General features: G+C 64.1%; 24 protein-coding genes. 14 read left to right on the top strand and 10 right to left on the bottom strand.

Going from position 1 to position 26,668, the window contains the following annotated elements:
- Positions 1 to 7 precede the first annotated feature (7 nt).
- The 4 genes from ACP92_RS05135 (at position 8) to ACP92_RS05120 (ending at position 4,347) form a co-directional block, all read left to right on the top strand.
- Positions 8 to 967, top strand: coding sequence for a 2-dehydro-3-deoxygalactonokinase (locus ACP92_RS05135; RefSeq protein ID WP_013233061.1), 960 nt, complete (start codon positions 8 to 10; stop codon positions 965 to 967).
- A 32-nt stretch (positions 968 to 999) separates the two neighbouring features.
- Positions 1,000 to 1,638, top strand: a complete 639-nt coding sequence (locus tag ACP92_RS05130; RefSeq protein WP_013233060.1) for a 2-dehydro-3-deoxy-6-phosphogalactonate aldolase — start codon at positions 1,000 to 1,002, stop codon at positions 1,636 to 1,638.
- A gap of 96 nt (positions 1,639 to 1,734) precedes the next feature.
- The gene (dgoD, locus tag ACP92_RS05125) at positions 1,735 to 2,883 is read left to right on the top strand and encodes a galactonate dehydratase (protein ID WP_013233059.1); all 1,149 of its coding nucleotides are present in this window, start codon (positions 1,735 to 1,737) and stop codon (positions 2,881 to 2,883) included.
- A 291-nt stretch (positions 2,884 to 3,174) separates the two neighbouring features.
- Positions 3,175 to 4,347: an MFS transporter gene (locus ACP92_RS05120; protein ID WP_013233058.1), complete on the top strand. Its 1,173-nt coding sequence runs from the start codon at positions 3,175 to 3,177 to the stop codon at positions 4,345 to 4,347.
- Positions 4,348 to 4,370: 23 nt separating this feature from the next.
- Here the strand turns inward: ACP92_RS05120 and ACP92_RS05115 are convergent, their stop codons facing one another.
- Positions 4,371 to 4,895, bottom strand: coding sequence for a MarR family winged helix-turn-helix transcriptional regulator (locus tag ACP92_RS05115; RefSeq protein ID WP_013233057.1), 525 nt, complete (start codon positions 4,893 to 4,895; stop codon positions 4,371 to 4,373).
- Positions 4,896 to 4,957: 62 nt separating this feature from the next.
- Between ACP92_RS05115 and ACP92_RS05110 the strand changes: the two genes are divergently transcribed.
- The gene (locus ACP92_RS05110) at positions 4,958 to 5,830 is read left to right on the top strand and encodes an EamA family transporter (protein ID WP_013233056.1); all 873 of its coding nucleotides are present in this window, start codon (positions 4,958 to 4,960) and stop codon (positions 5,828 to 5,830) included.
- A gap of 101 nt (positions 5,831 to 5,931) precedes the next feature.
- Positions 5,932 to 6,729: a type I methionyl aminopeptidase gene (gene map / locus ACP92_RS05105; protein ID WP_013233055.1), complete on the top strand. Its 798-nt coding sequence runs from the start codon at positions 5,932 to 5,934 to the stop codon at positions 6,727 to 6,729.
- Between the two features lie 23 nt (positions 6,730 to 6,752).
- Here the strand turns inward: map and ACP92_RS05100 are convergent, their stop codons facing one another.
- Complete coding sequence (locus ACP92_RS05100; protein ID WP_013233054.1) at positions 6,753 to 7,568, bottom strand: DeoR/GlpR family DNA-binding transcription regulator; 816 nt, start codon at positions 7,566 to 7,568, stop codon at positions 6,753 to 6,755.
- A gap of 262 nt (positions 7,569 to 7,830) precedes the next feature.
- Between ACP92_RS05100 and deoC the strand changes: the two genes are divergently transcribed.
- From deoC to ACP92_RS05060, 8 genes are all read left to right on the top strand, one after another.
- Positions 7,831 to 8,862 (top strand): deoxyribose-phosphate aldolase, encoded by a 1,032-nt coding sequence (gene deoC, locus ACP92_RS05095; RefSeq protein WP_013233053.1) that lies wholly within the window; start codon positions 7,831 to 7,833, stop codon positions 8,860 to 8,862.
- 26 nt (positions 8,863 to 8,888) lie between these two features.
- Positions 8,889 to 11,270 (top strand): aldehyde dehydrogenase family protein, encoded by a 2,382-nt coding sequence (locus ACP92_RS05090; protein WP_013233052.1) that lies wholly within the window; start codon positions 8,889 to 8,891, stop codon positions 11,268 to 11,270.
- 200 nt (positions 11,271 to 11,470) lie between these two features.
- The gene (locus tag ACP92_RS05085; protein ID WP_013233051.1) at positions 11,471 to 11,923 is read left to right on the top strand and encodes an RbsD/FucU family protein; all 453 of its coding nucleotides are present in this window, start codon (positions 11,471 to 11,473) and stop codon (positions 11,921 to 11,923) included.
- Positions 11,924 to 11,925: 2 nt separating this feature from the next.
- Positions 11,926 to 12,885 carry a ribokinase gene (gene rbsK, locus ACP92_RS05080; protein WP_013233050.1) on the top strand — a complete coding sequence of 320 codons (960 nt, stop codon included), beginning with the start codon at positions 11,926 to 11,928 and terminating at the stop codon, positions 12,883 to 12,885.
- A 27-nt stretch (positions 12,886 to 12,912) separates the two neighbouring features.
- On the top strand, positions 12,913 to 13,926 hold the full coding sequence (locus ACP92_RS05075) for an ABC transporter permease (protein WP_013233049.1): 1,014 nt from the start codon (positions 12,913 to 12,915) through the stop codon (positions 13,924 to 13,926).
- Positions 13,927 to 13,977: 51 nt separating this feature from the next.
- Positions 13,978 to 14,985, top strand: coding sequence for a substrate-binding domain-containing protein (locus tag ACP92_RS05070; protein WP_013233048.1), 1,008 nt, complete (start codon positions 13,978 to 13,980; stop codon positions 14,983 to 14,985).
- Positions 14,986 to 15,071: 86 nt separating this feature from the next.
- Positions 15,072 to 16,634 (top strand): sugar ABC transporter ATP-binding protein, encoded by a 1,563-nt coding sequence (locus tag ACP92_RS05065; RefSeq protein WP_013233047.1) that lies wholly within the window; start codon positions 15,072 to 15,074, stop codon positions 16,632 to 16,634.
- A 2-nt stretch (positions 16,635 to 16,636) separates the two neighbouring features.
- Positions 16,637 to 17,680 (top strand): ABC transporter permease, encoded by a 1,044-nt coding sequence (locus ACP92_RS05060; RefSeq protein WP_013233046.1) that lies wholly within the window; start codon positions 16,637 to 16,639, stop codon positions 17,678 to 17,680.
- A 159-nt stretch (positions 17,681 to 17,839) separates the two neighbouring features.
- Here the strand turns inward: ACP92_RS05060 and ACP92_RS05055 are convergent, their stop codons facing one another.
- From ACP92_RS05055 to ACP92_RS05020, 8 genes are all read right to left on the bottom strand, one after another.
- The gene (locus ACP92_RS05055) at positions 17,840 to 18,520 is read right to left on the bottom strand and encodes a PEP-CTERM sorting domain-containing protein (protein WP_013233045.1); all 681 of its coding nucleotides are present in this window, start codon (positions 18,518 to 18,520) and stop codon (positions 17,840 to 17,842) included.
- A 231-nt stretch (positions 18,521 to 18,751) separates the two neighbouring features.
- Positions 18,752 to 19,756 (bottom strand): sensor domain-containing diguanylate cyclase, encoded by a 1,005-nt coding sequence (locus ACP92_RS05050; protein WP_013233044.1) that lies wholly within the window; start codon positions 19,754 to 19,756, stop codon positions 18,752 to 18,754.
- Positions 19,757 to 20,909: 1,153 nt separating this feature from the next.
- Positions 20,910 to 21,872 carry an NAD-dependent epimerase/dehydratase family protein gene (locus ACP92_RS05045; RefSeq protein WP_013233042.1) on the bottom strand — a complete coding sequence of 321 codons (963 nt, stop codon included), beginning with the start codon at positions 21,870 to 21,872 and terminating at the stop codon, positions 20,910 to 20,912.
- Positions 21,869 to 22,852, bottom strand: coding sequence for a fumarylacetoacetate hydrolase family protein (locus ACP92_RS05040; protein ID WP_013233041.1), 984 nt, complete (start codon positions 22,850 to 22,852; stop codon positions 21,869 to 21,871). Before ACP92_RS05040 ends, ACP92_RS05045 begins: the two co-directional genes overlap by 4 nt.
- A 3-nt stretch (positions 22,853 to 22,855) precedes the next feature.
- A complete protein-coding gene (locus ACP92_RS05035) occupies positions 22,856 to 23,446 on the bottom strand; it encodes a cupin domain-containing protein (protein ID WP_013233040.1) in 591 nt (196 codons plus the stop codon).
- Positions 23,447 to 23,469: 23 nt separating this feature from the next.
- A complete protein-coding gene (locus tag ACP92_RS05030) occupies positions 23,470 to 24,285 on the bottom strand; it encodes a cyclase family protein (RefSeq protein ID WP_013233039.1) in 816 nt (271 codons plus the stop codon).
- A complete protein-coding gene (locus ACP92_RS05025) occupies positions 24,282 to 25,436 on the bottom strand; it encodes an MFS transporter (protein ID WP_013233038.1) in 1,155 nt (384 codons plus the stop codon). Before ACP92_RS05025 ends, ACP92_RS05030 begins: the two co-directional genes overlap by 4 nt.
- A gap of 77 nt (positions 25,437 to 25,513) precedes the next feature.
- Complete coding sequence (locus ACP92_RS05020) at positions 25,514 to 26,644, bottom strand: FAD-dependent oxidoreductase (RefSeq protein WP_013233037.1); 1,131 nt, start codon at positions 26,642 to 26,644, stop codon at positions 25,514 to 25,516.
- Positions 26,645 to 26,668: the final 24 nt, after the last annotated feature.

Genomic DNA, 26,668 nt, shown 5'->3' with positions numbered 1-26,668 from the left:
AGACACGATGAACCAGAATCACCATGACTGCGCCCTGATCGCCCTGGACTGGGGCACCTCTTCCCTGCGCTGCTACCGCTATGACGGCAGCGGCCAGGTGGTGGAGCGGCGCGCCCATCCCTGGGGCATCATGAACCTGCCCGCCGTGGAACATGGCGACGACGCCCAAGCGCCCTACCGCGCCGCCCTGGAAGCGGCCTGCGGCGACTGGATCGCCGCCGCGCCCGAGGCTGCGCTCATTGCCGCCGGCATGGTCGGCAGCAAGCAGGGCTGGCGCGAAGCGGCCTACCTGACCGTGCCGCTGGCGCCGGACGGCATCGGCCGCAAGCTCACCGAAGTCGATACCGGCCTGGGCCGCTCCCTGTGGATCATTCCGGGCCTGTTGCAGAACTCGGCCCTGCCCAATGTCATGCGCGGGGAAGAAACCCAGGTGATCGGAGCATTGCAGCAGCAGCGCCAGTCCGAACTGCTGATCGGCCTGCCGGGCACGCATTCCAAGTGGGTGCGCGTGGTGGAGGGCCGCATCGAGCATTTCGACACCTTCATGACCGGCGAAGTCTATGGCGCGCTGTGCGGCCATACCATCCTCGGCCGCACCATGCATAAGCCCGACGTCCCTGACGACGCCGCCTTCGTGCGCGGTGCACGCGTGGCGCAGGGGCCGCAGGGCCAGGCCGGCGTGCTCTCCAACATCTTCAGCAGCCGCACCCTGGGCCTGACCGGCGAGCTGGCCCCCGAGGCCCAGCCCGATTACCTCTCGGGCCTGCTGATCGGCCACGAGATCGCCGCGCTCAAGAGTCTCTACCCGGCACAGCAAGCGCCCATCGTCCTCATCGGCGACGCCGGCCTGTGCCGCCGTTACCGCCTGGCCCTGGAGCTGTACGGCCTGGGGCCGGTCAGCGAGGCCGACGCGGCCACCGAGGCAGGCCTGTGGATACTGGCCCGCCATGCAGGACTGGTCGCCTGACCCGGCGACATCACCGAACCACGAGAGAACAGATGAACACCCAACCGCAACGATTCCACGACGCCCTGCGCAGCACCGGCATGATCGCCATCCTGCGCGGCGTGCGCAACGCCGAAGCCGAAGCCATCGGCGCGGCCCTCTATGAAAGCGGCTTTCGCATCATCGAAGTGCCGCTCAATTCGCCCGAACCGCTGCTGAGCATCACGGCCCTGCGCAAGAGCCTGCCGGCCGACTGCATCGTCGGCGCCGGCACCGTGCTCAAGCCGGCCCAGGTGGAGCAGGTCAAGGATGCCGGCGGCGAACTGATCGTCATGCCGCACAGCGACGGCGCCGTCATCCGCGCCGCCCGCGACGCCGGCCTCTACAGCGCGCCCGGCGTAGCCACCGTGACCGAAGCCTTTGCCGCACTGGACAATGGCGCCGACGTGCTCAAGATGTTCCCCGCCGAACAGTTGGGTCCGCAGGTGGTCAAGGCCTGGCGCGCGGTGATCGCACGCGACATCGCACTGCTGCCGGTGGGCGGCATCACCCCCGAAGGCATGGCCGTGTTCCACGCCGCCGGTGCATCGGGCTTCGGCCTGGGCTCTGCGCTGTACACACCCGGCCTGTCGGCCGAGCAGGTGCGCCAGCGCGCCGAGGCCTTCGTGGCGGCATGGAAAGCGCTGGCCTGAGGCCATTGACTGAAGGCATGCATCGTTTCACCAGATCGGCTCACGATCTTTTTTCAAGCGCAACAGATTAAACGCATAACCGTTACCGGATAGAACATGAAAATCACCAAGATCACCACCTTCATCGTGCCGCCGCGCTGGTGCTTCCTCAAGATCGAGACCGACGAAGGCGTGGTCGGTTGGGGCGAGCCCATCGTCGAAGGCCGTGCGCACAGCGTGGCTGCCGCCGTGGAAGAACTCTCCGACTACCTGATCGGCAAGGACCCGCGCAACATCGAAGACCACTGGACCGTGCTCTATCGCGGCGGCTTCTATCGGGGCGGCGCCATCCACATGAGCGCCCTGGCCGGCATCGACCAGGCCCTGTGGGACATCAAGGGCAAGGACCTGGGTGTGCCCGTGCACCAGCTGCTGGGCGGCGCCGTGCGCAACTCCATCCGTGTGTATTCGTGGATCGGCGGCGACCGTCCCGCTGACACTGCCGCCGCCGCCAAGAGCGCCGTGGCGCGCGGCTTTACCGCCGTGAAGATGAACGGCACCGAAGAGCTGCAGTTCATCGACAGCCACGACAAGATAGAACTGACCCTGGCCAACGTACAAGCCGTGCGCGAAGCTGTCGGCCCCAACGTAGGCATCGGCGTGGACTTCCATGGTCGCGTGCACAAGCCCATGGCCAAGGCCCTGATCAAGGAACTGGAACCGTACAAGCTGATGTTCATCGAAGAACCGGTGCTGTCGGAAAACGCCGAAGCCCTGAAGGAAATCGCCCACCTGACCTCGACCCCGATCGCCCTGGGCGAGCGCCTGTATTCGCGCTGGGACTTCAAGCGCATCCTCTCCGAGGGTTATGTGGACATCATCCAGCCCGACGTCTCGCACGCCGGCGGCATCACCGAGACCCGCAAGATCGCCATGATGGCCGAAGCCTACGACGTCGCGCTGGCGCTGCACTGCCCGTTGGGCCCGATCGCCCTGGCCTCCTGCCTGCAGGTGGACGCCGGCAGCTACAACGCCTTCATCCAGGAGCAGAGCCTGGGCATCCACTACAACGAAAGCAATGACCTGCTGGACTACATCCGCGACAAGAACGTGTTTGCGTATGAAGACGGCTACGTCAAGATCCCGCAAGGCCCTGGCCTGGGCATCGAGATCAATGAAGAATATGTCCGTCAGCGCGCCGAAGTCGGCCACCGCTGGCGTAACCCGATCTGGCGCCACAAGGATGGCAGCTTTGCCGAATGGTAAAGCGATAAGCCAAACCCTCCTCCTCGGTAGTCCCTCAGCCCGGTCCGGCGCAAGCTGGCCGGGCTTTTTTGTGGCGGCGGCATAGGCAGCCTGACAAGAGCGCAGCAGCAACGATAGAAAGCCAGCGCCTGTTTCACCAGAATGCAGGTTTTCAGCACATGCTGAAAGGACCGGTTTCAGTGAAAACCACCATACCCTCAGGCATCGACCAAGCTCATCCGCAGATTCCATTTAACGAATCCCGCAAAAGCTGGCAAAGTCACGCTTTCTGATTTTTCCCGCAGGTCTTCCATGACGTCAGGCTCATCATCATCATCAGCCGCCGCACCTCACCGCATCCGCAACGCCACCCGCGCCACCATGGCGCAGTTCTTCGTCAATGGCGCCACCTTCGCCACCTGGGGCGTGCTCATCCCCTCGGTCAAGGAGCGCTTTGCGCTGTCTGATGCGGTGCTCTCGCTGGCCATGCTGGCGGTGGCCGGGGGCGCGCTGCTGACCATGGGCCAGTCCGGCAAGTGGATCGCCCGCGTGGGCAGCGCCCGCGCGTTGCGCCAGGTCGGCATCCTCTACGCGGCCACGCTGCTGTTGATCCCGCTGGCCCCGCAATTCTGGATGCTGGTGCTGCTGTTATTGGTCTTCGGCAGCGCCATGGCCGCCTTCGACGTGGCCATGTCGGTACAGGCCGCCTTGGTCGAAGGCCAGCGCACGCGCCCCATCATGTCCACCCTGCACGCCATGTTCAGCATCGGCGGTATCGCCGGTGCGGCGCTGGGGGCGGTGCCCGGCCTGTCGCCATTGGCGCATGCCGCGCTGGTCGGCGTGGTCACGCTGGCGGTGTCTTTGTCGATCGGCCCCTTCGCCTTGCCAGACGAAGTCCACGACAGCGCCGCCACGCCCCACGGCGCTGACAAGCGCGCGCGCCGCATGGTGCTGGTGCTGGGCGGCATCGCCTTCCTGGCGCTCATGTGCGAGGGCGGCATGTATGACTGGGCCGCCGTCTACATGCGCGATGTGGCGCAGTCGCCCATGGCCTGGGTCAGCTATAGCTATGCCGCCTTCTCCACCGGCATGGCCGCTGGCCGCCTGACTGGCGACCGCATCCGCGCTCGCATCGGCGGTCTGCGCACGCTGGCCTGGAGCGGCGCGGCGGGCGCGGCCGGCATCGCACTGGCGGCCGCCTGGCCAAGCCCGCTGGCCACGCTGGGCGGCCTGTTGCTGTCCGGGCTGGGGATTGCCAACCTGATGCCGATCTTCTTCCTGGCCGCCGCCCGCGTGCCGGGCATGGCCGCCGCCGAGAGCATCGCCGCCGTGGCCCGCTTTGCCTATGTGGGCATGCTGCTGGGGCCGGTGTTCATCGGCGGCGTGGCCGAGCACCTGGGTCTGCGCCTGAGCTTTGTGGGGGTGGCGCTGGTGATGACCGTGGTGGCCCTGTTCGGCGGCAAGGCAGTACGGCGCTTCATCTGATCCCCGAAGACGCTGGCCGGACCTTAACGCGGCTGCTCCGGCGGGTTCTCCAGCGTCAGCAGCAGCGCCGACAACTGCGCATCCAGCACGGCCAGCGACTCGGCCGGCAAGGCCGCCAGCAAGCGCCGTTCATTGTCCAGATGGCTTTCGACGGCGCGGTTGATCAGCGCCAGCCCCTTGCGCGTGAGCTGCACCAGCATGCTGCGCGCATCCTCTTCATTGGCCAGGCGCTCGATCCAGCCCCGCGTCTCCAGGCGCTTGAGCCTGTGGGTCATGGTCCCGGAGCTCACCATCAAGGTCGAGAACAGCTCGGTCGGACTCAAGCGGTAAGGACTCCCTGAACGCCGCAGCGCCGCCAGCATGTCGAACTCCCACACGCTCAGGTCGTAGGACGCAAAGCCCGCTTCCAGACGGCCTTCCAGCAGTGCCGCACAGCGCTTGAGGCGGCCGATCGGCCCCATGGGCGCGGGGTCGAGATCGGGGCGCTCGCGTCGCCACTGGTCGAGGATCACATCGACTGCATCATGTTGTCTGGCTGGCTTTTTCATTTATCTTGACTTCGAGATAGTTGACTTCTAGACTGATATTATCTTGAATTGAAGATAAAGTCATGTCATCCACTCATAGCGCGCCCCCATGGCGCGACATCATGCTCACCGCAATCGCGCCGGCCATCTGGGGATCCACCTACATCGTCACCTCGCAACTGCTGCCGCCGGACCGTCCGTTTACCGCGGCGCTGATCCGCTGCCTGCCAGCCGGCCTGCTGTTGCTGCTGATGACCCGCCGCTTGCCGGCACGGGCGGACTGGTGGCGTCTGCTGGTCCTGGGTGCATTCAATATCGGCCTGTTCCAGGCGCTGCTGTTCGTGGCGGCCTATCGGCTGCCGGGCGGACTGGCGGCGGTGCTGGGTGCGATACAACCCTTGCTGGTGATGGTCCTGGCCTGGGCGGTGGACGGCCGCGCCCCGGCGCAGATCACCTTGTGGGCTGCCGTGGCGGGGGTGGCCGGCATGGCGGTACTGCTGCTCTCGCCGCAGACCCGGATCGAACCCATCGGAGTGGCCGCCGCGCTGGCCGGCACGGGCTGCATGGCGGCAGGTGTATGGCTGACGCGGCGCTGGCAATTGCGCTTGCCGGTGCTGGCGCTGACCGGCTGGCAACTGACCATCGGCGGGCTGATGCTTGCACCGGCTGCCTGGCTGGTCGACGCGCCCTTGCCCTCGCTGGGCCTGACGCAAGAGCTGGCCTACGCCTACCTGAGCCTGGCCGGCGCGCTGCTGGCCTATGCGCTGTGGTTTCGCGGCATCGGCCGCTTGCCCACGGTGGCGGTGGCGTCACTCGGCCTGCTCAGTCCCTTGACGGCGGTCGTACTGGGATGGGTGATCCTGTCCCAGTCGATCTCGGGTATCGCCCTGGCGGGACTGGTGGTCGTGCTGGGCAGTGTGTTTGCAGTGCAATGGACGGCGGCGCGCACGAATTAGGCGAGCGACTTGGCTGCGTCTTGGGCCGAGGCCGGATAAAATAGCCGACCACACGACCACCGCCCACCCTCTACCGGGCGGTCCACCGGAACAAGACAAGCATGAGAAAAGTAAAGCTGCGCAACGCCGCAGAAATCGCCCAGGCGCGCGTAGCCGGACAACTGGCTGCTGAAGTGCTGCACATCGTGGCCGAGCACGTCAAGGCCGGGGTGACCACCGACGAACTGGATCGCATCTGCCACGACCACATCGTCCAGGTGCAGAAGGCCACGCCGGCCAATATCGGTTACCACGGCTTCCCCAAGACCATCTGCAGCTCGGTCAACGAGGTCATCTGCCACGGCATCCCCGGCGGCCAGGTGCTCAAGGATGGCGACATCATCAACATCGACGTGGCCGTCATCAAGGATGGCTGGTATGGCGATTGCAGCCGCATGTACTTCGTCGGCTCCCCCAACGCCACCGCCCGCAAGCTGGTCAACACCACCTACGAAGCCATGTGCGCGGGCATTCGCGCCGTGCGCCCGGGCGCGACCCTGGGCGATGTCGGCCATGCCATCCAGACGGTGGCGCAGCGTGATGGTTTTTCGGTGGTGCGCGAATACTGCGGCCATGGCATCGGCACGGTCTATCACGATGAACCGCAGGTGCTGCACTACGGCCAGCGCAATGCCGGTCTGCCGCTGAAGGAAGGCATGATCTTCACCATCGAACCGATGTTGAACGCCGGCAAGCGCCACACCGAACAGCTCGACGACGGCTGGACCGTGGTCACCGCCGATGGATCATTGTCCGCACAGTGGGAGCACATGGTGGTGGTGACGTCCAAGGGCTATGAAATCCTCACGCCCTGGCCGGACGGCTTTGGCGACTATCCCGCCATCGCCACGCGCAACTGAGCCCGAACCAGGTTCGTCTCGCCTCAGCCCGCTACCACCTCCAGAGGAAAGTCCGAGAACAGGTCCAGCTGGTCCTGTTCCGGCGTGCCGCCCACCACGATCCCCGAAAACACTTCCAGCGTGCTGTAGAAGGCCGGACGGAAACGGCCCAGCTTGCTCTGGTCGATCACCACATAGCACTGGGCCGCGCTCTCGATGGCAGCCTGCTTGATCGGCACTTCATGGAAATTGGAACAGCTCACCCCGCGCCGCGCATCGACCCCGCCGGCCGACAGGAAGGCCTTGTTCACGCCCAGCCGCTTGAGATACGCCACGCCCTCTTCGGAAGCAAAGGAAGCCGATGAAGGGTGATACAGCCCGCCCAGCAGGATCACCTGCGTGTTCGGTCGCTGGCTGACGATGTTGGCAATGTTCAGGGAATAACAAATCACGCTCAGCCCGATCTCCGGCGGCAAGGCCTCGGCCAGATGGGTCATGGTGGTGCCGCAGTCGATGAAGAGGCTGTCCCCCTCCACTACGCGGCGCGCTGCATGCTGGCAGGCCAGGCGCTTGCGCTGGGCATGCTGGTCGGCTTCGCGGTCGATCGAATAGCGGTTCTCGCTCCCCCCCGGACTGGCCTCCAGCACATGCCCACCCAGGCAGATCAGCGGCGAATCCTCGCCGGCCAGGTCGCGCCGCACCGTCATCACTGTCACGCCCAGCACATCGGCGATGCGCGATAGCGGCGTAGGGCCGTGATCGCGGATCATCTCCTGCATGCGGGTCAGCCGCAGCGCGCGGGAACGTGCGCCCAGCGTGGGTTGTGCTGCTTTGGTGGAAGGGGTGGACGTGGAAGCCATGGGCGATTTTTTCCTGAGCGGGAAAATGTTTCTAACAAAAAACGGTTGCAAGTAAAAAGTTATGGATGTAACGTTACATCCATTAAATGTTATTTGCAAAACATTTAGCAGCATTGGGAAGAGATTGTAGCGAGGCTCTCCGCTGGCGTCGATGCAAGCGAGCACCCAGCCTGACCCAGCGCAAGGCAAGCCAGGCAAGACATGGAAGAGACACTGCCCCGTAGGCGTCAGTCTACGGTAATTAACTAAAAGTTACGCAGCCATGAACATGACCCGCAAGACCCCTTCCCTGCGCAGTGCGCAGGGCGAGGCCGATGTCGCGCAGCCCGACAGCGCCCCCACCGGCCATCCGCGCAACAGCGTGCAAGCCTATGACGCCGCCGCCTTCGAACACCTGCGCATCAACCTGAGCGCCGCCGAGAAGCGCGTCGCTACCCTCAAGGGCCGCCGTTCGGTCAAGAAGGATGCCCAGGCCGCGTGGCTGCTCAAGGCCATCACCTGCATCGATCTGACCACGCTCTCCGGCGACGACACGCCGCAACGCGTACGCCGCCTGTGCGCCAAGGCGGCCAATCCACTGCGCGCAGACCTGCTCGAAGCACTGGGCATGCAGGACCGTGGACTGACGACCGGCGCGGTGTGCGTCTATCACCGCTTCGTCAAGACGGCGGTAGACGCATTGGAAGGCAAGGGTATTCCGGTGGCCGCCGTGTCCACCGGATTTCCGGCGGGCCTCAATCCCCATGCACTCAAGCTCAAGGAAATCGAAGCGTCGGTACGCGATGGCGCGGCCGAGATCGATATCGTCATCACCCGCGAACACGTGCTCACCGGCAACTGGGAAGCGCTGTACCGCGAGATGCGCGACTTCCGCCAGGCCTGCGGCGAAGCCCACGTCAAGGCCATCCTCGCCACCGGCGAACTCAAGACCCTGCGCAACGTGGCCAAGGCTTCCATGGTCTGCATGATGGCCGGCGCTGATTTCATCAAGACCTCCACCGGCAAGGAAAGCGTCAACGCCACGCCGCTGGTGTCGCTGGTGATGCTGCGCATGATCCGCCAATACCAGGAGATGACCGGCATCAAGGTCGGCTACAAACCCGCCGGCGGCGTGGCCACGGCCAAGGACGTACTGGAATACCAGGTGCTGATGAAGGAAGAACTGGGCCATGACTGGCTGCAGCCGGACCTCTTCCGCGTCGGCGCCTCCAGCCTGCTGGCCGATATCGAGCGCCAGCTGGAACACCACGTCACCGGCCGTTACTCCGCCTTCAACCGGCATGCCATCGGCTAAGCCACGCCACCTGCACGGACAAGACAATGAGCGTTTCCACCTACTTCGACACCATGGACTACGGCCCCGCCCCCGAAAGCGACAAGGATGCCCGCGCCTGGCTGGCCAGCCACGAGGCTTCGTTCGGCCACTTCATCGCGGGGCGCTTCACCCAGCCCAAGGCCGATCTGGACGATATCGATCCGGCCAGCGGCAAGCTGTTGGCACACCTGAGCCAGGGCTCGGCAGCCGATGTGGACGCCGCCGTCCAGGCAGCGCAAGCGGCGCTGCCCGGCTGGCAGGCGCTGGGTGGCCATGGCCGCGCCCGTCACCTGTATGCACTGGCGCGCACGGTGCAACGCCACGCACGCCTGCTGGCCGTGCTGGAAACGCTGGACAACGGCAAGCCGCTGCGCGAATCGCGTGATGTGGATGTGCCGCTGGTGGCGCGCCACTTCTATCACTACGCCGGCTGGGCGCAGTTGCAGGAGAGCGAATTCCCTGATCACGTGCCGGTGGGCGTGGTCGGCCAGATCGTGCCGTGGAATTTCCCGCTGCTGATGCTGGCGTGGAAGATCGCCCCGGCGCTGGCGCTGGGCAATACCGTCGTGCTCAAGCCGGCTGAGAACACTTCGCTGACCGCCCTGCTCTTCGCCGAACTGGCGCAGCAGGCTGGCCTGCCGGCCGGCGTGTTGAACATCGTCACTGGCGATGGCGCCACCGGCGCGGCCGTGGTGGCCCATCCCGGCATCCAGAAGATTGCCTTCACCGGCTCCACCGAAGTGGGTCGCCTGATCCGCGAACAGACCGCCGGCAGTGGCAAGTCGCTCACGCTGGAACTGGGCGGCAAGTCGCCCTTCATCGTCTTCGAGGACGCCGATATCGATGCCGCCATCGAGGGTGTGGTCGACGCCATCTGGTTCAACCAGGGCCAGGTCTGCTGCGCTGGCAGCCGCTTGCTGGTGCAGGAAGGCATCCACGATCTGTTCATTGCGCGCCTCAAGACGCGCATGCAGAAACTGAAGGTCGGCGCGCCGCTGGACAAGTGCAGCGACATGGGCGCGCTGATTTCGCCGGTACAGCTGGAACGCGTCAGGAGCCTGGTGGAACAGGGTGTGCGTGAAGGCGCGCAATGCCATCAGGTGGTGCTCGATACGCCGCCCGGCGGCTGCTTCTATCCGCCCACGCTGCTGACCGGCGTCCACCCGGCGGCGACTGTGGCCAGTGAAGAGATCTTTGGGCCGGTGCTGGTGGCGATGAGCTTCCGCACGCCCGACGAGGCCGTGCAACTGGCCAACAACAGCCGCTATGGGCTGGCCGCCAGCATCTGGAGTGAAACCATCGGCCTGGCCCTGGGCGTGGCCCCGCAACTGAAGGCTGGTGTGGTGTGGATCAACAGCACCAACCAGTTCGATGCGGCGGTCGGTTTTGGCGGGGTGCGCGAATCCGGCTATGGCCGTGAAGGTGGGCGCGAAGGCTGCTATGAATACCTCAAGCCCAGGCGCCAGCAGGCAGGCAGCCTGCGCCAGCCCTCGGCCCGACGCGCCATCCGCGCAGACGCAGATTCCCCCCTGCAGGGCGGCGCCATTGATCGCACGGCCAAACTCTATATCGGCGGCAAGCAGGTGCGTCCGGATGGCGAGGTGTCCATGGCCTGCCATTCCACTCAGGGCGAGCGGCTGGAAGATGTCGGCCTGGGCAATCGCAAGGATATCCGCAACGCCGTGGCCGCCGCCGTCAAGGCGGGCGGCTGGACCAGCGCCAGCCCGCATCGCCGCGCACAGGGGCTGTATTACATCGCCGAAAACCTCTCCGCCCGCACCGAGGAATTCGCCCGCCGCATCGCCAGCACCACCGGCGTCACCGCCGACGAAGCCCGCGCCGAAGTGGACGCGTCGATCAAACGGCTCTTCACCTATGGCGCCTGGGCCGACAAGTTCGAAGGCGCAGTCCACCAGCCGCCCATGCGCGGCGTGGCGCTGGCCATGCCGGAAGCCATCGGCGTGGTGGGGGTGGTCTGCCCCGAGGAAAAGCCCCTGCTGGCCCTCATCAGCCTGGTGGCCCCGCTCATCGCCATGGGCAACCGCGTGGTGGTGGTCCCCAGCGAGCAAGCGCCGCTGGTGGCCACCGACCTGTACCAGGTGCTCGACACCTCCGACCTGCCCGCCGGCGTCATCAACATCGTCACCGGCAAGAGCGCCGAACTGCTGCCCGTGCTGGCCGAACATGATGAAGTCGAAGCGCTATGGGTGCGCGGACCGGCCGAGTTCTCGGCGACGGCGGAGCGGCTCTCCACCGGCAATCTCAAGCGCTGCTTTGTCGATCACGGTTACGTCACCGACTGGCATGATGCGGCGCAAGGGGAAGGCGCGCAATACCTGCGCCAGGCCACGCATATCAAGAACGTCTGGATACCGTATGGCGAATGAATCCTTTCCCGCTCAACGGGAAAGGATGCCCGGAAGGTTACCAGCAGATTGCTGACAATCTCCTGACTAACAAAACCCCTCAGAGGCAAGCTACAAAAAATTAGATTTTTTCAGTGAACATTCAAGCTGGACAAGGAATCACAAGTCACAAGATTTAGATTTATCCTATAAGCATACTTATAAAATCCACAGGAGACGACATGCTTAAGAATCTGCATCCCTTGCTCAACGCCGACGTGCTCTACGCCCTGCGCGCCATGGGCCACGGCGATGAACTGGTGTTGTGCGACGCCAATTTCCCCGCCGACTCGGTCGCGCGCCAGACGGTGCTGGGCAAGGTGCTGCGCATCGATGGCGTAGGCACCACCGAAGCGGCCCGCGCCATCCTCTCGGTGCTGCCGCTGGACAATGCGGTGGAACAACCGGTGCGCCGCATGGAAATCATGGGCGAGCCCGCCACCATTCCCCCGGTGCAGCAAGAACTGCAACAGGAAGTGAACCAGGCCGAAGGTCGCGCCCGCCCGCTGGGCTCCATCGAGCGTTTCGCCTTCTATGAAGCCGCCAAGAAAGCCTATTGCGTCATCGCCACCGGCGAGCGCCGCTTCTACGGTTGCTTCCTCCTCAAAAAAGGTGTGCTGCCCCCGGAGGCGTGAGCATGACTTCCTTCCCGCACAAGCAAGGCGTGGCCGTGCTCGGCATCTATGTGGCCGACCTCGCCTTCCGCGCCCCGAACATGCCCGGCCTGGGCCAGACCATCGCCGGCACCGGCTTTGCCATGGGCCCCGGCGGCAAGGGTTCCAACCAGGCCGTGGCCGCTGCCCGCGTGGGCGCTCCGGTACGCTTCATCTCCGCCATCGGCAAGGACGCCTTCGGCGACTTCGCCCTGTCGCTGTGGCGGCGTGAAACCATCGCCCCGCACGTCCGCGTGATCGACGGCGCGCCCACCGGCGCAGCCTTCATCTACGTCAACGACGCCAGCGGCGACAACGCCATCATCGTGGTGCCAGGCGCGGCATCGCAATTATCGGAACAGGATGTGGAGCGCGAACGCCAGGCCATCGAAGCGGCCAAGGTCTTCGTCACGCAACTGGAACAGCCCCCCGAGGCCGCACTGGCCGGCCTGCAGATCGCCCGCGCAGCAGGCACCACGACGGTCTTCAATCCCGCGCCGGCATTGGCGTTCCCAGCACAGGTGTATGGCCTGTGCGATTTCATCACGCCCAATGAACACGAAGCCGCATTGCTGACCGGCATCGAGATCCACCACATCGACGACGCCCGCCGCGCCGCCGATGTGCTGCTGGAGCGCGGCGTGGGCTGCGCCCTCATCACGCTGGGGGCACAGGGTTCGCTGCTGCATAGCCGCAGCCAGTCGCTGCACCTGCCGGCGCTGTGCGCAGGCACGGTGGTGGAGACCGCCGGTGCAGGCGACGCCTTCAACGGCGCCTTCGCCGCCGGCCTGGCCGAAGGCATGTCCGCCGAAGAAGCCGCCCGACTGGCCACGGCGGTCGCGGCCATCTCGGTGACGCGCCCCGGCACCGCGCCCTCCATGCCCAGCCGGCAGGAAGCGCTGGCGCTGCTGGACACCCATGCCAGCGTGCTGGCGCAGGCGTAGGCCCCATGACATTCACGGCAAGGTGAAATGACGATGAAACTGAAGATCTCCGACCCGCAACTGCTGTTCCTGCTGGTCATCAACGTAGCGATCCTGCTGGTGGCGACCGTGTTTTCGCATGGCGACTTCCTGGACATCTACAACTTCCAGTCCATGGCCAGCCAGTTGCCCGAACTGGGCCTGCTGGCCATCGGCGTGGCGCTGGCGATGATCTCCGGCAATGGCGGCATCGACCTCTCCGGCATCGGCCTGGCCAACCTGGCCGGCGTGGTGGCGGCAGCGGCCATGCCGTTGCTGGTGGCGGCCCCCGACGCCGCGCCCTGGACCTATACGCTGGGCTTCATCGCCGTGGCGCTGGTGACTGGCCTCTTGGGCGGCGCGCTCAATGGCTGGCTGATCTCGCGTGGCAACCTCACTCCCATCCTCTGCACCCTGGGCACGCAGATGATCTTCACCGGACTGGCCGTGGTGCTGACCAATGGCTCGAGCCTGCGCATCAGCGTGGTCGATCCGATCTCGGCCATCGGCAATGAATCGGTGCTGGGCGTGCCCATCCCCTTCATCATCTTCGTGGCGCTGCTGTTGCTGGTGGGCTGGCTGATGCGCTACAGCCTCTTCGGCATCAAGCTCTACCTGCTGGGCACCAATGCGCGCGCGGCCCGCTATGCCGGCATCTCGCAGAACCGCCTGCGCTTTGCCACCTATGTCATCAGCGGCGTGCTGGCCTCGGTGGCCGGCATCATCATCGCGGCCCGCACGGCCAGCGTGAAGGCTGACTACGGCAACTCCTACCTGTTGATCGCCATCCTCATCGCCGTGATGGCGGGGGTGCGTCCGCAGGGTGGCTACGGGCGCATGGTCTGCCTGTTCTTCTCGGCGCTGGCGCTGCAACTGCTGTCGTCCACCTTCAACCTGCTGGAGATCTCCAACTTCTTCCGCGACTGCGCCTGGGGCCTGCTGCTGCTGTGCTTCCTGGCCTCGGCGCGGGTCAGCTGGCGTGACTTCTTCCCGAATTCGAAGGCGCAACTGCGCAAGTCTTGAACAGCACCCCGCCTGTCAAGATCCATCCAACTTAGTGGGGAAACTGGAGACATGATGAACAAGAAATCGGCTTGCGTACTGGTATCGGCCCTGGCCGCCGTCGGCTTTGCCAGCGCCCTTCAGGCGCAGAACAAACCCATCGATATCGTCACCGTGGTCAAGATCACCGGCATCAGCTGGTTCAACCGCATGGAAGTGGGCGTCAAGGAATTCGCCGCCGCCAATCCCGGCGTGACCACCCGCCAGATCGGCCCGGCGCAATCGGACGCGGCCCAGCAGCAACGCCTGGTGGAAGACCTGGTGGCCAAGAAGGTCGACGCCATCGCCGTGGTCTCGATGGACCCGCCCACGCTGGAACCGGTCTTGAAGCGCGCCCTGGATCGCGGCATCAAGGTGGTCACCCATGAAGCCGACAACCAGAAGAACACCCTGGTCGATATCGAAGCCTTCGACAACACCGCCTACGGCGCGCGCCTGAACGACCGGCTGGCGGCCTGCATGGGCCAGGCCGGCAAGTGGTCGTCGCTGGTCGGTTCGCTGGGCAGCCAGTCGCAGGTGCAATGGGCCGATGGCGGGGCCGCCAATGCCGCCAAGAAGTATCCCAAGATGACCCTGGTGGACGCCAAGAACGAATCGGCCAACGACGCCGAAAAGGCCTACGCCAAGGCCAAGGAAATCCTGCGCAAGCACCCCGACATCAAGGGCTTCCAGGGTTCTTCGTCGCTGGATGTGCTGGGCATCGGCCGCGCCGTGGAAGAAGCCGGCCTGCAGGGCAAGGTCTGCGTTTATGGCACTGGCCTGCCCAGTGAAGCCGCCAAGTTCCTGGAATCGGGCGCAGTGGGCGGCATCGCCTTCTGGGACCCCAAGGATGCCGGCCTGGCCATGAACAAGGCCGCCATGATGCTGGTGCAGGGCAAGAAGATCACCGACGGCATGGACCTGGGTATTCCCGGCTACAACAAGGTCACCGTCAAGAAGGGTCCGGGCGTGGGCGTGATCGTCACCGGCCAGGCCTGGGTGGAAGTGGACAAGAAGAACTACAAGCAGTACGCGTTCTGATCGCGGCCTGATCAGACCCACCGGACATCCGTCGTGCGCCGAGTTGCCGTCACGCCCGCGGATGTCCTCCGTCATCGCGTTTCACTATGACCAGTCAAACCACCTCTAGCGTCTCTGCCGCGCCCGCCCAGGAATTCCTGCGCCTGCAAGGAATACACAAGCGCTTTGCGGGCGTGCACGCCCTGCGCGGCGTCGACCTCACCATCCACGCCGGCGAGATCTATCACCTGCTGGGCGAGAACGGCTGCGGCAAGAGCACCCTCATCAAGATCATCGCCGGTGCGCAGCCGCCCAGCGAAGGCGAAATCTATATCCAGGGCCAGCGCGTGGCCGAGCTCACGCCGCTGGCCTCGCTGTCGCTGGGCATCGAGACGGTCTATCAGGATCTCTCCCTGCTACCCAACATGAGCGTGGCCGAGAACGTCGCCCTGAGCGAACAGCTGGTGCATCACCAGGGCCGGCTGGCGCGCCTCTTCGACCGCCACGCCCTGAACCAGACCGCCGCGCGGGCGCTGCGCGCCGTCAATCTTCCCGCCGACGCCGACTTCCTCGACACCCGCGTGGACGAACTGCCCATCGCCACCCGCCAGCTGATCGCCATCGCGCGCGCCATCGCCACCAGCGCGCGCATGGTCATCATGGACGAACCCACCACCTCGCTCACGCAAAAGGAAGTCGATGCCCTGGTCAAGGTCATCAATGGCCTGCGCGCCAATGGGGTGGCCGTGCTCTTCGTGAGCCACAAGCTCGATGAGTGCTTTGCCATCGGCGGCCAGGCCATCGTCTTCCGCGATGGCGAGAAGGTCGCGCAAGGCCCGATCCAGCAATTCACCAAGGCCCAGCTGGGCCAGCTGATGACCGGCAAGCAACTGAGCCAGGAACGCTACCGCGTCGACGCGCAACTGCACAAGCCGCTCATGGAAGTGCGCGCACTGGGTCGCCATGGCGCTTTCGAGGACGTCAGCTTCGCGCTGCGCCAGGGTGAGATCCTGGGCATTACCGGACTGCTGGATTCAGGTCGTAACGAACTGGCCCTGGCGCTGGCCGGCGTCGAACCCGCCCGCGCAGGCCAGATCACGCTGGAAGGCCAGCCGCTGTCGCTGCGCAATCCCGGCGACGCCATCACCCATGGAATCGGCTACGTCCCCGAAGACCGCATCAGCGAAGGCCTGTTCCTGGACAAGTCGATCCGCGACAACATCGTCACCACCATCCTGCGCAAGCTGCGCGGCAAGTTCGGCGCACTCGACGCCGCCGCCTGCCAGCGCTTTTCCACCGACACGGTGCGGCAATTGCAGATCGCCACGCCCGATGTGGATAGGCCAGTGCAGTCGCTGTCCGGCGGCAACCAGCAGCGCGTGCTGATCGGGCGCTGGCTGGCCATCAACCCGCGCGTGCTGATCCTGCATGGGCCGACGGTAGGCGTGGATGTGGGCTCCAAGGACATCATCTACCGCATCATCCAGGACCTGGCGCAGCGCGGCCTGGGCGTCATCCTCATCAGCGACGACCTGCCCGAGCTGCTGCAGAACTGCGACAACCTGCTGTTGATGAAACGCGGCCGCATCGTGCGCCGCTATGCCGTGGAAGGACTCGCCGAGAGCGAGCTGTTCCACGATCTGGTCTCCGAGCAAAGTCAGGAAAGTTAGTCATGGACGCAAGCACCCTCACCCGTCAGGCCGCCGACGCGAGCACCGACGCACCTGTCCAGCGCCGCCCCAGCCTGGCCGCCCTGCTCAAGAAGAATCCCTCCGCCTTCACCCTGCTGCTCATCGTGCTGGTGGTGCTGACGGTGGCCTTGATCAACCCCGCCTTCTTCCAGCTGGCGGTGCTGTTCGACATCGTCCGCGCCTGCACCACGCTGGGCCTGTTCGCCCTGGGCGTGATGATCGTGCTGGCCGCCGGCGGCATCGATGTCTCCTTCGCCGCCATTGCCGCGCTGACCATGTATTCCATCACCAAGGTGGTGATGACCTGGTTCCCTGAGACGCACATCGCCGTCATCCTGCTGGCCGGCGCGGTCGGCGGCGCCGGGCTCGGTGTGCTCAATGGCTTGCTGGTGGACTGGCTCAAGGCGCCTTCGCTGATCGTCACCATCGGCACGCAGTATCTCTATCGCGGCATCCTGCTGACCTTCGTGGGCACGGTCTTCTTCATGAATATCCCCCATGCCATGGACAGCTTCGGCAAGCTGACGCTGGCTCGCCATGACACCGCCAACGGACTGCATGCCGTGCTGCCGGCCACCGTGCTGGTATTGGTGCTGGCCAGTGTGCTGACCTGGTGGCTGCTCAACCGCACCCTCATGGGCCGCGCCGTCTACGCCGTCGGCGGCAGCCTGGCCATTGCCGAGCGCCTGGGCTACAAGCTGCGCTCGGTGCATCTGTTCGTGTTTGGCTATGCGGGCTTCCTGTCGGGACTGGCGGGGATCGTGCATGTGTCCAGCACGCGCCTGGCCAATCCCTTCGACCTGGTCGGCAGCGAACTGGACGTGATCGCCGCCGTCGTGCTGGGTGGAGCGCGCATTACCGGCGGGCATGGCAGCGTGATGGGGACGCTCCTGGGCGTGTTGCTGGTGACGCTGATCAATAACGTGCTGATCCTGGCGGGGGTGCCCAGTACCTGGCAGAAGGCCATCATCGGAGGATTCATTGTGCTGGCGGGGGCGGTGTTTGCCTTGCGCAGGGAGAAGTAGGATCTGACGCTGCAAGACCGCCCATAAGTCGATCCGCCTTTCAGCAGCGAATTGGAAGACGCTGACGAAGCACACCCTGCAGACTCGCACTGCACGCGCATAAAAAACAGAAGTGGCCGGACCAGCCGGCCACTTCCGCCCTGCTCACACCTGCACTATTCAAGCCTGCGCAGACTTGCTCCTGCGCCGGCTTGCCATCAAGCCGAACAGCCCCATCCCCAGCAAGGCCATACTGGCCGGTTCAGGAACATCGTTGAACGTCGCTTTCCAGGCCAGCGAGTTGGGCCAACTGAGGCCATCCCAGGTCGAGTTGGTGAGGCGGAAGGAATCTCCATTGTTGTTATAGAAAACAAACTTACCGTCATAAGGCAGTCCGGAGCGACGCGGGAGCATACCCCAATAGGAACCGCTGGGCTGAGCGTCGTCCTTCACCGTCAGCAGGGCCACGTAGGACGCATTCTTGCTCAGCGCCAGGCCACCTGTATGGAAGGTGAAAGACTGCAGGCTGTTGCTGTTGAGCGTGACGGTCCGGTCGAACAGCGCCTTGCCCACCGCCGATCCACCGTTTGGCTGATCGCTCCATGCATAGATTCGGGCGCTGGCGGCAATGCTCTTGCCGAAAGTATTGATAAAGAACGTGAAGTTCTTGAGCGCTCCGCCGGGTGCGAAGAAGGTTTCACCGTAGGTCGCGGTGGAACTGCTGCCGCCGAAGTGGCGGACGGGGTTCGTTCCCTCCCAGAGTGATGTGGTATCGATGACGACGGCATGCGCCGGCGCAAGGGCGGCGCCCATGAGGATAGCGGCCAGGCTGACATTGAGGGAAAGTCGTTGGATGGACATCTGAGTATCTCCTAAAGAAGTTGAGTCAAGATGACCCACTCCATTTAGCAAATCGAGTGCCAGCACAACAATGCCCGCAGAAACAAGGACTTATTTTTCTCGCTGAATCTTGTCTGTCAACGACCTCGACACACCGTTCTGAGCGCCATCAAAAAGAACTTGATGCGCATGCCAGCAACAGGCCTTAAGTAGAGTTCTGCACCCTGCATATTTGCCTTGTGATTGCCATGCCTAGATGTTGCAATCTCTGTGACTCACTGCTGATTCGAGATTAGCGGCGATTTCAACGCGATTGCGACCGGTATTTTTTGCCCGATAGAGTGCCAGGTCAGCCAAGGTCAGAAGCGTAGTACGGTCATGTCCTGCTTGATAGGCCGCAACGCCAAAGCTGCATGTGCGCCTACCGACAGGTACGAAGTTATAGTTCTCTATCAGCAATCTTAGTTTTTCGGCCATGCGCGCGGCATCCTCCATGTCGCATTCCGGCAAGATGAGCAGAAACTCCTCCCCGCCCCAACGACCTGCCAGGTCTGAGGATCGCACGTTAGCCCGCAAAATCTCCGCGATACGGACCAGAACGGCGTCGCCCGTCGAATGCCCGAAATTGTCATTCACTTCCTTGAAGTGATCAATGTCCAGCAGTATCAGCGATAAATTCTTTCCATATCGATCAGCACGATTTATTTCGTTATCAAGTACTTCATCCAGCTTCATCCTGTTGGCCAAGCCGGTCAATTTATCCGTGACGGCCAGCAGCGCAAGCTTTTCATTCAGGCGCTCTACGCGCTGTTCAGCCAATTTACGTCCTGTGATGACGACGTGAGAGATGACGAAGAAATCTTCCGCCCCCAACACAGGAGCTATGCGCATCATGAACCAGCGCTGCTCATTTGGGCTATGGCAGGGATATTCATACTGGAAGAATGGTGCGCCAGACTCGACAACGGATCGGATACCTTCGTAGACTTCTCGACCATCCCCATCGCCACGGTCGCCTGCCGAACGGCAGACGACGAGATAATTGACGCCGATCCAGCTGTAGCCAGCAGGAATGCCATTCTCGATCCCGAATTCACACCATGTCTTGTTGACGTAATGGATCACCCCGGCACGGTCTATCAATGCAATCTGGCTATCCAGAGAGTCCAGGGTCGCTCGGAGCAGCCTGGGAAACTGACGGCCTACGGATTTCTCGGCCTGTGATTGACGATGTCTTTCTTCAAGATCCCTCTTCATGCATCGCTCCAATCCCTCATTTAGTTAGAACTCGCTTCATGAACAGCTTGCTTCAATCGGTCGGACTAATATTTTCTGAATAGCTTAGATAGCTTAGGCCGCGCCAAGTCTTCTCGATATGAAACGGAGCTGACACGAGAAGCTGTTTGCGACGAAATCGGGATGGGACAATCAGACGATCTTGAATGAAGTGGTGCAAGCACTTCCAATGACGAGGGCCATTCTCCCCTTCACCCACCGAAACAGTTGCGTGATCGACGAGCTTGCCAGGTACGTCGCCCACCGGCGATACACACTGGAACTCACAAGGCGCAGGCGCCAGCGCTCGAGATCGTGTTGGAGGCATTCCCCTCTGCCTGAAGGGCAAGCATGCTCACCTCGCGCGAGCGGCCCCGTATGAGTCGTGTAGACGTTGCGCATTCCCCCTCCTTTAACGCCGCCGGACTACTGACCTTGCTGGTGCTTGTGCCGTTTTTTCCTGGCAGTTGATGACCACAATTCAAGATCCGCACAGGAACTGCCTTAGCTCTCAGGATCATGAATTAGTAAACAGCCACTTCATGGACACGCTGCCATCAGCATAATAATTTAGCGCCCATCACTTATTGGGCAACACTGCCGAGCCAAGATGATTGATGAGTTTTACTCAGCTCCAAAACGACACCGTCTCACTGAATCCGCATCATGCCGTAGGCTAGATAGCGTTGCAGATTCAGTGAGACGGTGGGTGAACAAAGCCCCCCTTGTTCACAACCTGACAATAACTCCCCGAATGTTATCGATAGGTCAAATCAATGCTAGCGAGTTGCTTATTTCTTTTCAAGCATTTCGTTCAACGATTATGATCTGCGACAAATTTTGTAGTCACCGGATAAGTGAGTTTTTTTGAGGTCGCTGTCACGCGGTCGCAAGCCTTTCTACAAGCCCTTCTCTGCTTGATCGGCATCACGCTTCTCTGCCTTCGAAGAAAAAGGAAGACAGGTCAATTTCGCGGGCTATGCGCCCCCGTATTGGCATGAAGGGTGTCAGCGGATCGTTACGGCCATTAAGTGACAATTAAGGTCATCTTGATTCTGTTCCTCGTAAGAGGTCCATTCAAGCCGCGTTTCATTCGGATCATTGTTGCGATCTTGAACAGCCTAGTCGGCAGTGCTCAACCCCGGGATATGAGCGCCCGCTCCACCATCTCCTGCACCGACCCATCATCACGCAGCCCAAGCTGCCGCGCAGCCCGGTCATCCAGCCTGGGATAGCGGCCAAAGACCGCTTCCACCTGCGGCTGCGGTGCATAGCGCACCAGCGCCTGTCCATCCACGCCATACAAGGCCGAGAGCGTGGCGACCACTTGCGCGATCGACAGCCGCAGCACTGGCAAAGGCCAGACCCGCGCCGCTGCGCCTTCGGGGTCGCGGGTCGGGTCCATCGAGGCTGCGTGCAGCAGGTTCTCGGCACAGCGCTGCGCCGACATCCACCAGGCCGTCGCCTGCGGCCCCACGGGGCAGGTGAAGAGCTCGCCCGCCGCCAGTGCATGCAACAGCTCGCTCATGAAGGCTGACACCAGCCCCGATGCCGCTCGCGGACGCGCCACGATGCCGGGCAGGCGCAAGGAACGTCCATCGAGCAGGCCGCGCCGGGTGTAGTCGGCCAGCAGGATTTCGCAAGCCAGCTTGTGCGCGCCATAGATCAATGCCGGGCGGGGCGGTGTGGCCGGGGTCACCGGATCGGGCAGGTCCAGGCCATAGACGGCAATGGTGCTGGCGTAGACCACCACTGGGGGCGGTGTGGCCGGGTCGCGCCGGGCCAGCAGTTCGAACAGGTCCAACGTGGCGTCCAGGTTCACGCGCCGGCTCAGCGCGGGATCGGCCTCGGCGGCGCCGCCGGGCAGCGCGGCCAGATGAAAGCACAGGTCGGCGCCGAAGGCGACGATCTGTGCTTGCACCTGCGCATCTTGCAGATTGCCTTCGATGCGCACCATGTCTGGCGCAGTCTCGCCCAGTTGCCGGTCCAGCACGGCCAGGCTGCTGATGCGCCGCCCGCCTGCTTGCCCGCGCTGCCGCAGCAGCGCAACCAGGGTGGCGCCGATGAAGCCGCCTGCGCCGGTGACGAGGATCTTCATCGTGCTGGCACCACGCGTTGTTGCAGCAGGCCGAAGGGCCCGCTGCGGCCATCGTCAAAGCAGGCCTGCATGCTGACTTCGTCGCCAAAGCGCATGAAGCCGGTGCGGATGTCGCCGTGGTCGATCTTTTCGATGACGCGGCGTTCGGCGATGCAGGCCGAGCCTGCCGCACGCGACTGGTTCGACACCGTGCCCGAACCGATCACGGTGCCAGCGGTGAGCCGGCGACTGCGGGCGGCGTGGGCGATCAGTTCGCCAAAGGAAAAATTCATCTCGCCGCCGTGCGGATGGCCAAACGGCTGGCCGTTCCACTGTACCTGCAGGCGCATCTGCACGCGGCCGTCGCGCCATGCGGGGCCGAGCTCGTCGGGGGTGACGGCCATGGGAGCGAAGGCGGTGGAAGGCTTGGCCTGCAGGAAGCCGAAGCCAGTCTTCATCTCATGCGGTCCCAGGGCGCGCAGGCTCCAGTCATTGATCTGCACCAGCAGGCGCACTGCCTGCAAGGCTTGGCTGGCCTGCACGCCCATGGGGACGGGGCCGACGATCACACCGAATTCGCCTTCGAAGTCGATGCCATCTTCTTCCGAGGGCAGCGCCACGTCCTGATAGGGGCCGAGGAAATCATCGCTGGCGCCCTGGTACATCACGGGCACGGTGTCGAAATGCGGGATCGGTGGCGTCTTGAACGCCTCTTCCATCAGCCGCCCATGATTGAGGAAGGCCGAGGCATCCAGCCATTGCGGGCTGCGCGGCAGCGGGGCGATGCATTGGCGCGGGTCGAATGCGATGGCCTCAGTGAGACCGCCCTGGTTGAGGGCTTCGTAACGTTCTTGCAGCAAGGGCTGTACCTGGTCCCAGCGCTGCACGGCGTCCAGCAGGCTGGCGGCGATCTGCGGCACCGGCACGGCATGGCGCTGGTCGCGGGAGACCAGCAGCAAGGCGCCATCCAGGCTGCCATCGGGGAGCGTGGCCAGTTTCATGGCTCAGCCCTCCTTGCGCAGTTGGGCGGCGATGTCGGCCTCATAACGGCCATCGACCAGGATGAAGAGCATGCGGCAGGGCCGGCCCGAGCGATTGGCCCAGGCGTGGTTGGTGCCGCGCTGTACCACCACGCTGCCCGGCTTGAGCGCGACTTCGCCCTGGTCGAGCACCAGGGTCATCTCGCCTTCGATGACGACGCCATAGTCCACCGACTCGGTGCGGTGCATCAGCGGATGCGGTGAGTCGGCCTGCACCGTGGAGGCCTGGGCTTCGCCGATCTGTGTAAAGGCATCCTGCATCTTGTGATGGCCATGGGCGAGGAACTCGTCGGTATCGGGCGGGATATCGACGAAGCGCATGCGCGTGCCGTGGGCTGGCGGAGACAGCACCAGCGCTCCCACGGTGGGATCAGCGCCGTTGTCCACTTGCACTGGCGTGCCGGGCGTGCTGAAGGTACTCCAGACTTCGTGGAACACGGTGCCGGGGATAGCAGCGATTTCCACGACGGTCGGCAGCGGCCCGTTGCTGCTGACGATGGAACGGCCTTGGGCGTCGTGGCCGGTGACCACGCGATGGATGGGGGGAAAGCTCATGATGACTCCAGTGGCAAGCAGGTTCAGGCGGCGTCGAAGATCGCCACGGCGCGCGTCCATCCGGCGCTGGCGCCGCGGATCTTGTGCGGGAAGCAGCTGATCATGAAGCCATGCGCTGGCAGGGCTTCGAGGTTGTGCAGTTTTTCCAGATGGCAGTAGCCGATGTCGCGGCCGGCCTTGTGGCCTTCCCAGATCAGAGCCTTGTTGCCGGTCTCGGCCACACGCTGGGCGGTATAGGAAAAGGGTGCATCCCAGCTCCAGGCGTCGGTGCCGGTCAGGCGTACGCCGCGTTCGAGCAGGTACATGGTCGCTTCATAACCCATGCCGCAACCGGCGCCGAGATAGTCGCGGTGACCATAGCGGGAGCCGGCGCGGGTGTTGACCACGACGATATCGAGTGGCTCCAGTACATGGCCGATGCGCTTCAATTCGGCTTCCACGTCGGCGGCAGTGGCGACGTAGCCATCGGGGAAGTGGCGGAAGTCCAGTTTCACGCCGGGCTGGAAGCACCACTCCAGCGGGACTTCATCGATGGTGATGGAGGGGCGTGCGCCGCCGTTCTTGGCGTCCTGGGTGGAATGGAAATGCCAGGGCGCATCGAGATGGGTGCCGTTGTGCGTGGTCAGGGTGACCCATTCAGCGGCGGCGGCTTCGCCGTCGGGATAGTCTTCGGGCCGGGTGCCGGGCAGCATGGCCATGAATTCGGGCAAGGTGTCGGCGTGCTGTTGGTAGGTGATCTTGGGCGCCAGTGGCGGCGGATCGGAGAGCACGTCGTTTTCGAGATAGATGGACAAGTCGACGAAGCGATGCCGGCGACGTGCTTGCAAGGATGCGGTCATGCCAGGGCCTCCTGAGGTTGAACGGCGGCGGCGCGCGGCAGCCGCGAGAAACAGAACGATGCCGTCAGGCCCAGCGCCAGCGCCACTGGTCCCAGGCTGCCATAGCCCCAGCCCTGTACCAGCGTGCCGCCGAGAATGGGGCCGATGGCCGCGCCGGTCATCAGCATGGCGGGCGTGGCGGCCATGGCGCGGCCACTGCGGTCGAGCCGGGCCATGAGACCGAAGGCAAAGGTATGCGTGAAGATCATCACCGCGGCAAATACCGACGCGGCGGCGGCATAGGGTGCGAAGCGCGCCGAGGACATGATCACCAGCACCAGCAGCGCCTGCACCAGCGGGCCGGCCATGAGCACGTTGCGGGCCGGCAGGCGCTTTTCCAGCAGAGCCGCCAGTGGAGCGGGCAGGAGATTGACGAAACCCAGGGCGATGAGCACGCCGGTGACGGCTTGCAGGCCGAAGCCACGATCACTGCCGACGCGTTCGAGGAAGCTGAAGGTCATCGACTGCACCAGCCCCATGCAGGCGATCCCGGCGATGCCGTACCAGACCTGACGCGGCACCGGTGGACGCACGGTGGACACGCGCGGCAGGCCATCGGTCTCGGCACGCGGAAAGGCCAAGGCGCTGGCCAGCGCACCCACCGCCATCACGCCGGCAAAGAGATAGAACAGCGTACTGCCACCAAGGTGAGCGACCAGCGGCGGCGCACTGCCGAGAAACAGGATGGCGAAGACGCCCAGCGCGATCCCGACCAGGGCAAAGCCGCGATGCGGATTGCTGCCACGGGCGATGGTGCCATGCGTGACGCTCAAGGACAGCCCGGTCGTGATGCCGCAGACGGCATGCAACAGGGCCAGCAGGAGGTAGTGATGGGTCTGCGCCGCCACGGTGAACAAGAGCGCCGACAGGGCGAAGCCGATGGCGGCCTTCCAGCGCGCCGTCTCGGGATCGAAGCGCGGCGCCAGCATGGCGCTGGCCAGCACGGCGCCACCGAGAAAGAGCGAGGCCAGCAGGCCGGCCTGGCGCGCATCGAAATGGTAATACGCCACCAGCGTGCCGACCCACACCGGCAGGGCCACCAGGTCAATCATGCCGGCGCAATGCGCCAGCATCAGCGCAGCCAGGCCGCGCTTGGAATAGCTCGTGATCATGTCGTCTCCTCGCGTTGTGCGCAGGTCAAGAACTGTTAATGATTTATATTTTTTACGTGCTCTTCTGCATTGCGCATTCAGATGGGTTGCACCAGCGCCGCATGCGAGGCGCGCATGATGCGCGAATGCTCGTCCTTGTCGCCGCCTTCAACCTCGATCTCACCCAGGCGCGCGGAGTTTTCCACCACCATGCGGCAGCGCTCCCAGCGCCGCTCCTCGAAGGCCGCCAGGGCTTGCGGCACCGTGCCGTGGCGTTCCAGCTCATCGGCCAGCACCAGCGCATCCTCGATGCCGATGCAAGCGCCCGAGGCCAGGTGTGGCGTGGTGGCATGGACGGCGTCGCCGATCAGCACCACGCGTCCCTGGTACCACGGACGTGGCAACAGCAGGCCTTCCAGCGGACGGAAGATGATGCGTGCATTGTCATCGAGCTGCTCGCGGATGGTCTTGAGCACGGGGGCGCTGAACTCTTCCAGCAAACCGCGCAGGTGCGAGACAAAGGTGGTCGGATCGACGTGCTCGTTGACCGGGCGCGGTTCGGTGACAAACAGGTACATCTCATCCTTGGACACCGGATTGACGCCAGGCTTGATGCGCGGCCCCATCCACATGGTGCAGGTGACGATCTCTTGCGGACGCGGCAGTACGGCGCGCCACACCGCCTGACCGCTGTAGCGCGGCTTGGGGGCATGGGGGAAGAGATGCATGCGCAGCTTGGAATAGAGACCATCGGCGCCGATCACCAGGTCGTAGCGGCGGGTCTGGCCATCGGTGAAGTCCACTTCGACCTTGTGCCCGACTTCGCGCACTGCGCTGAAGGTGCAACCCAGGCGTACATCGGCGCCGGCCGCGCGGGTGGCGTCGGCCAGGATGCGCGCCAGCACCGGACGCAGGATGGCGCCGCCGCCCGGCACATCGGGACTGGCCAGGCGCGGTGTAGGCAGTTCGGCCACTTGCGGACCATGCGGCAGGCACAGGCGCACACCATCGCCGGCCGCCCCTTCGCGCAGGAAGGCCTCCAGCACACCCAGCTGCTTCAAGGCGCGCAGGGTGGCCGGCCCCAGGCTGATGCCAGCGCCATAGTTGCGCCACTGGGCATCGAGCTCCACCAGATCGACCTGGGCGCCGCGGCGGCGCAGGTCGATGGCGGCCGACATGCCGGAAAAACCGCCGCCGATGATGAGGATGCGTTGGGCTGCGAGTGTCATGGTGAGTCTCCTGGATGTTTTTCT

It is taken from the genome of Herbaspirillum seropedicae (assembly GCF_001040945.1).
In the GTDB taxonomy this organism is placed as follows: domain Bacteria; phylum Pseudomonadota; class Gammaproteobacteria; order Burkholderiales; family Burkholderiaceae_D; genus Herbaspirillum; species Herbaspirillum seropedicae.
The sequence above is the reverse complement of the archived record's forward strand: the minus strand, read 5'-3'. Positions and strand labels throughout refer to the sequence as shown.

Bases quoted from the DNA above. Each gene is read 5' to 3' on its own strand.
- ACP92_RS05135 (WP_013233061.1), top strand. From the start codon at position 8: ATGAACCAGAATCACCATGACTGCGCCCTGATCGCCCTGGACTGGGGC.
- ACP92_RS05130 (WP_013233060.1), top strand. From the start codon at position 1,000: ATGAACACCCAACCGCAACGATTCCACGACGCCCTGCGCAGCACCGGC.
- dgoD (WP_013233059.1), top strand. From the start codon at position 1,735: ATGAAAATCACCAAGATCACCACCTTCATCGTGCCGCCGCGCTGGTGC.
- ACP92_RS05120 (WP_013233058.1), top strand. From the start codon at position 3,175: ATGACGTCAGGCTCATCATCATCATCAGCCGCCGCACCTCACCGCATC.
- ACP92_RS05115 (WP_013233057.1), bottom strand. From the start codon at position 4,895: ATGAAAAAGCCAGCCAGACAACATGATGCAGTCGATGTGATCCTCGAC.
- ACP92_RS05110 (WP_013233056.1), top strand. From the start codon at position 4,958: ATGTCATCCACTCATAGCGCGCCCCCATGGCGCGACATCATGCTCACC.
- map (WP_013233055.1), top strand. From the start codon at position 5,932: ATGAGAAAAGTAAAGCTGCGCAACGCCGCAGAAATCGCCCAGGCGCGC.
- ACP92_RS05100 (WP_013233054.1), bottom strand. From the start codon at position 7,568: ATGGCTTCCACGTCCACCCCTTCCACCAAAGCAGCACAACCCACGCTG.
- deoC (WP_013233053.1), top strand. From the start codon at position 7,831: ATGAACATGACCCGCAAGACCCCTTCCCTGCGCAGTGCGCAGGGCGAG.
- ACP92_RS05090 (WP_013233052.1), top strand. From the start codon at position 8,889: ATGAGCGTTTCCACCTACTTCGACACCATGGACTACGGCCCCGCCCCC.
- ACP92_RS05085 (WP_013233051.1), top strand. From the start codon at position 11,471: ATGCTTAAGAATCTGCATCCCTTGCTCAACGCCGACGTGCTCTACGCC.
- rbsK (WP_013233050.1), top strand. From the start codon at position 11,926: ATGACTTCCTTCCCGCACAAGCAAGGCGTGGCCGTGCTCGGCATCTAT.
- ACP92_RS05075 (WP_013233049.1), top strand. From the start codon at position 12,913: ATGACGATGAAACTGAAGATCTCCGACCCGCAACTGCTGTTCCTGCTG.
- ACP92_RS05070 (WP_013233048.1), top strand. From the start codon at position 13,978: ATGATGAACAAGAAATCGGCTTGCGTACTGGTATCGGCCCTGGCCGCC.
- ACP92_RS05065 (WP_013233047.1), top strand. From the start codon at position 15,072: ATGACCAGTCAAACCACCTCTAGCGTCTCTGCCGCGCCCGCCCAGGAA.
- ACP92_RS05060 (WP_013233046.1), top strand. From the start codon at position 16,637: ATGGACGCAAGCACCCTCACCCGTCAGGCCGCCGACGCGAGCACCGAC.
- ACP92_RS05055 (WP_013233045.1), bottom strand. From the start codon at position 18,520: ATGTCCATCCAACGACTTTCCCTCAATGTCAGCCTGGCCGCTATCCTC.
- ACP92_RS05050 (WP_013233044.1), bottom strand. From the start codon at position 19,756: ATGAAGAGGGATCTTGAAGAAAGACATCGTCAATCACAGGCCGAGAAA.
- ACP92_RS05045 (WP_013233042.1), bottom strand. From the start codon at position 21,872: ATGAAGATCCTCGTCACCGGCGCAGGCGGCTTCATCGGCGCCACCCTG.
- ACP92_RS05040 (WP_013233041.1), bottom strand. From the start codon at position 22,852: ATGAAACTGGCCACGCTCCCCGATGGCAGCCTGGATGGCGCCTTGCTG.
- ACP92_RS05035 (WP_013233040.1), bottom strand. From the start codon at position 23,446: ATGAGCTTTCCCCCCATCCATCGCGTGGTCACCGGCCACGACGCCCAA.
- ACP92_RS05030 (WP_013233039.1), bottom strand. From the start codon at position 24,285: ATGACCGCATCCTTGCAAGCACGTCGCCGGCATCGCTTCGTCGACTTG.
- ACP92_RS05025 (WP_013233038.1), bottom strand. From the start codon at position 25,436: ATGATCACGAGCTATTCCAAGCGCGGCCTGGCTGCGCTGATGCTGGCG.
- ACP92_RS05020 (WP_013233037.1), bottom strand. From the start codon at position 26,644: ATGACACTCGCAGCCCAACGCATCCTCATCATCGGCGGCGGTTTTTCC.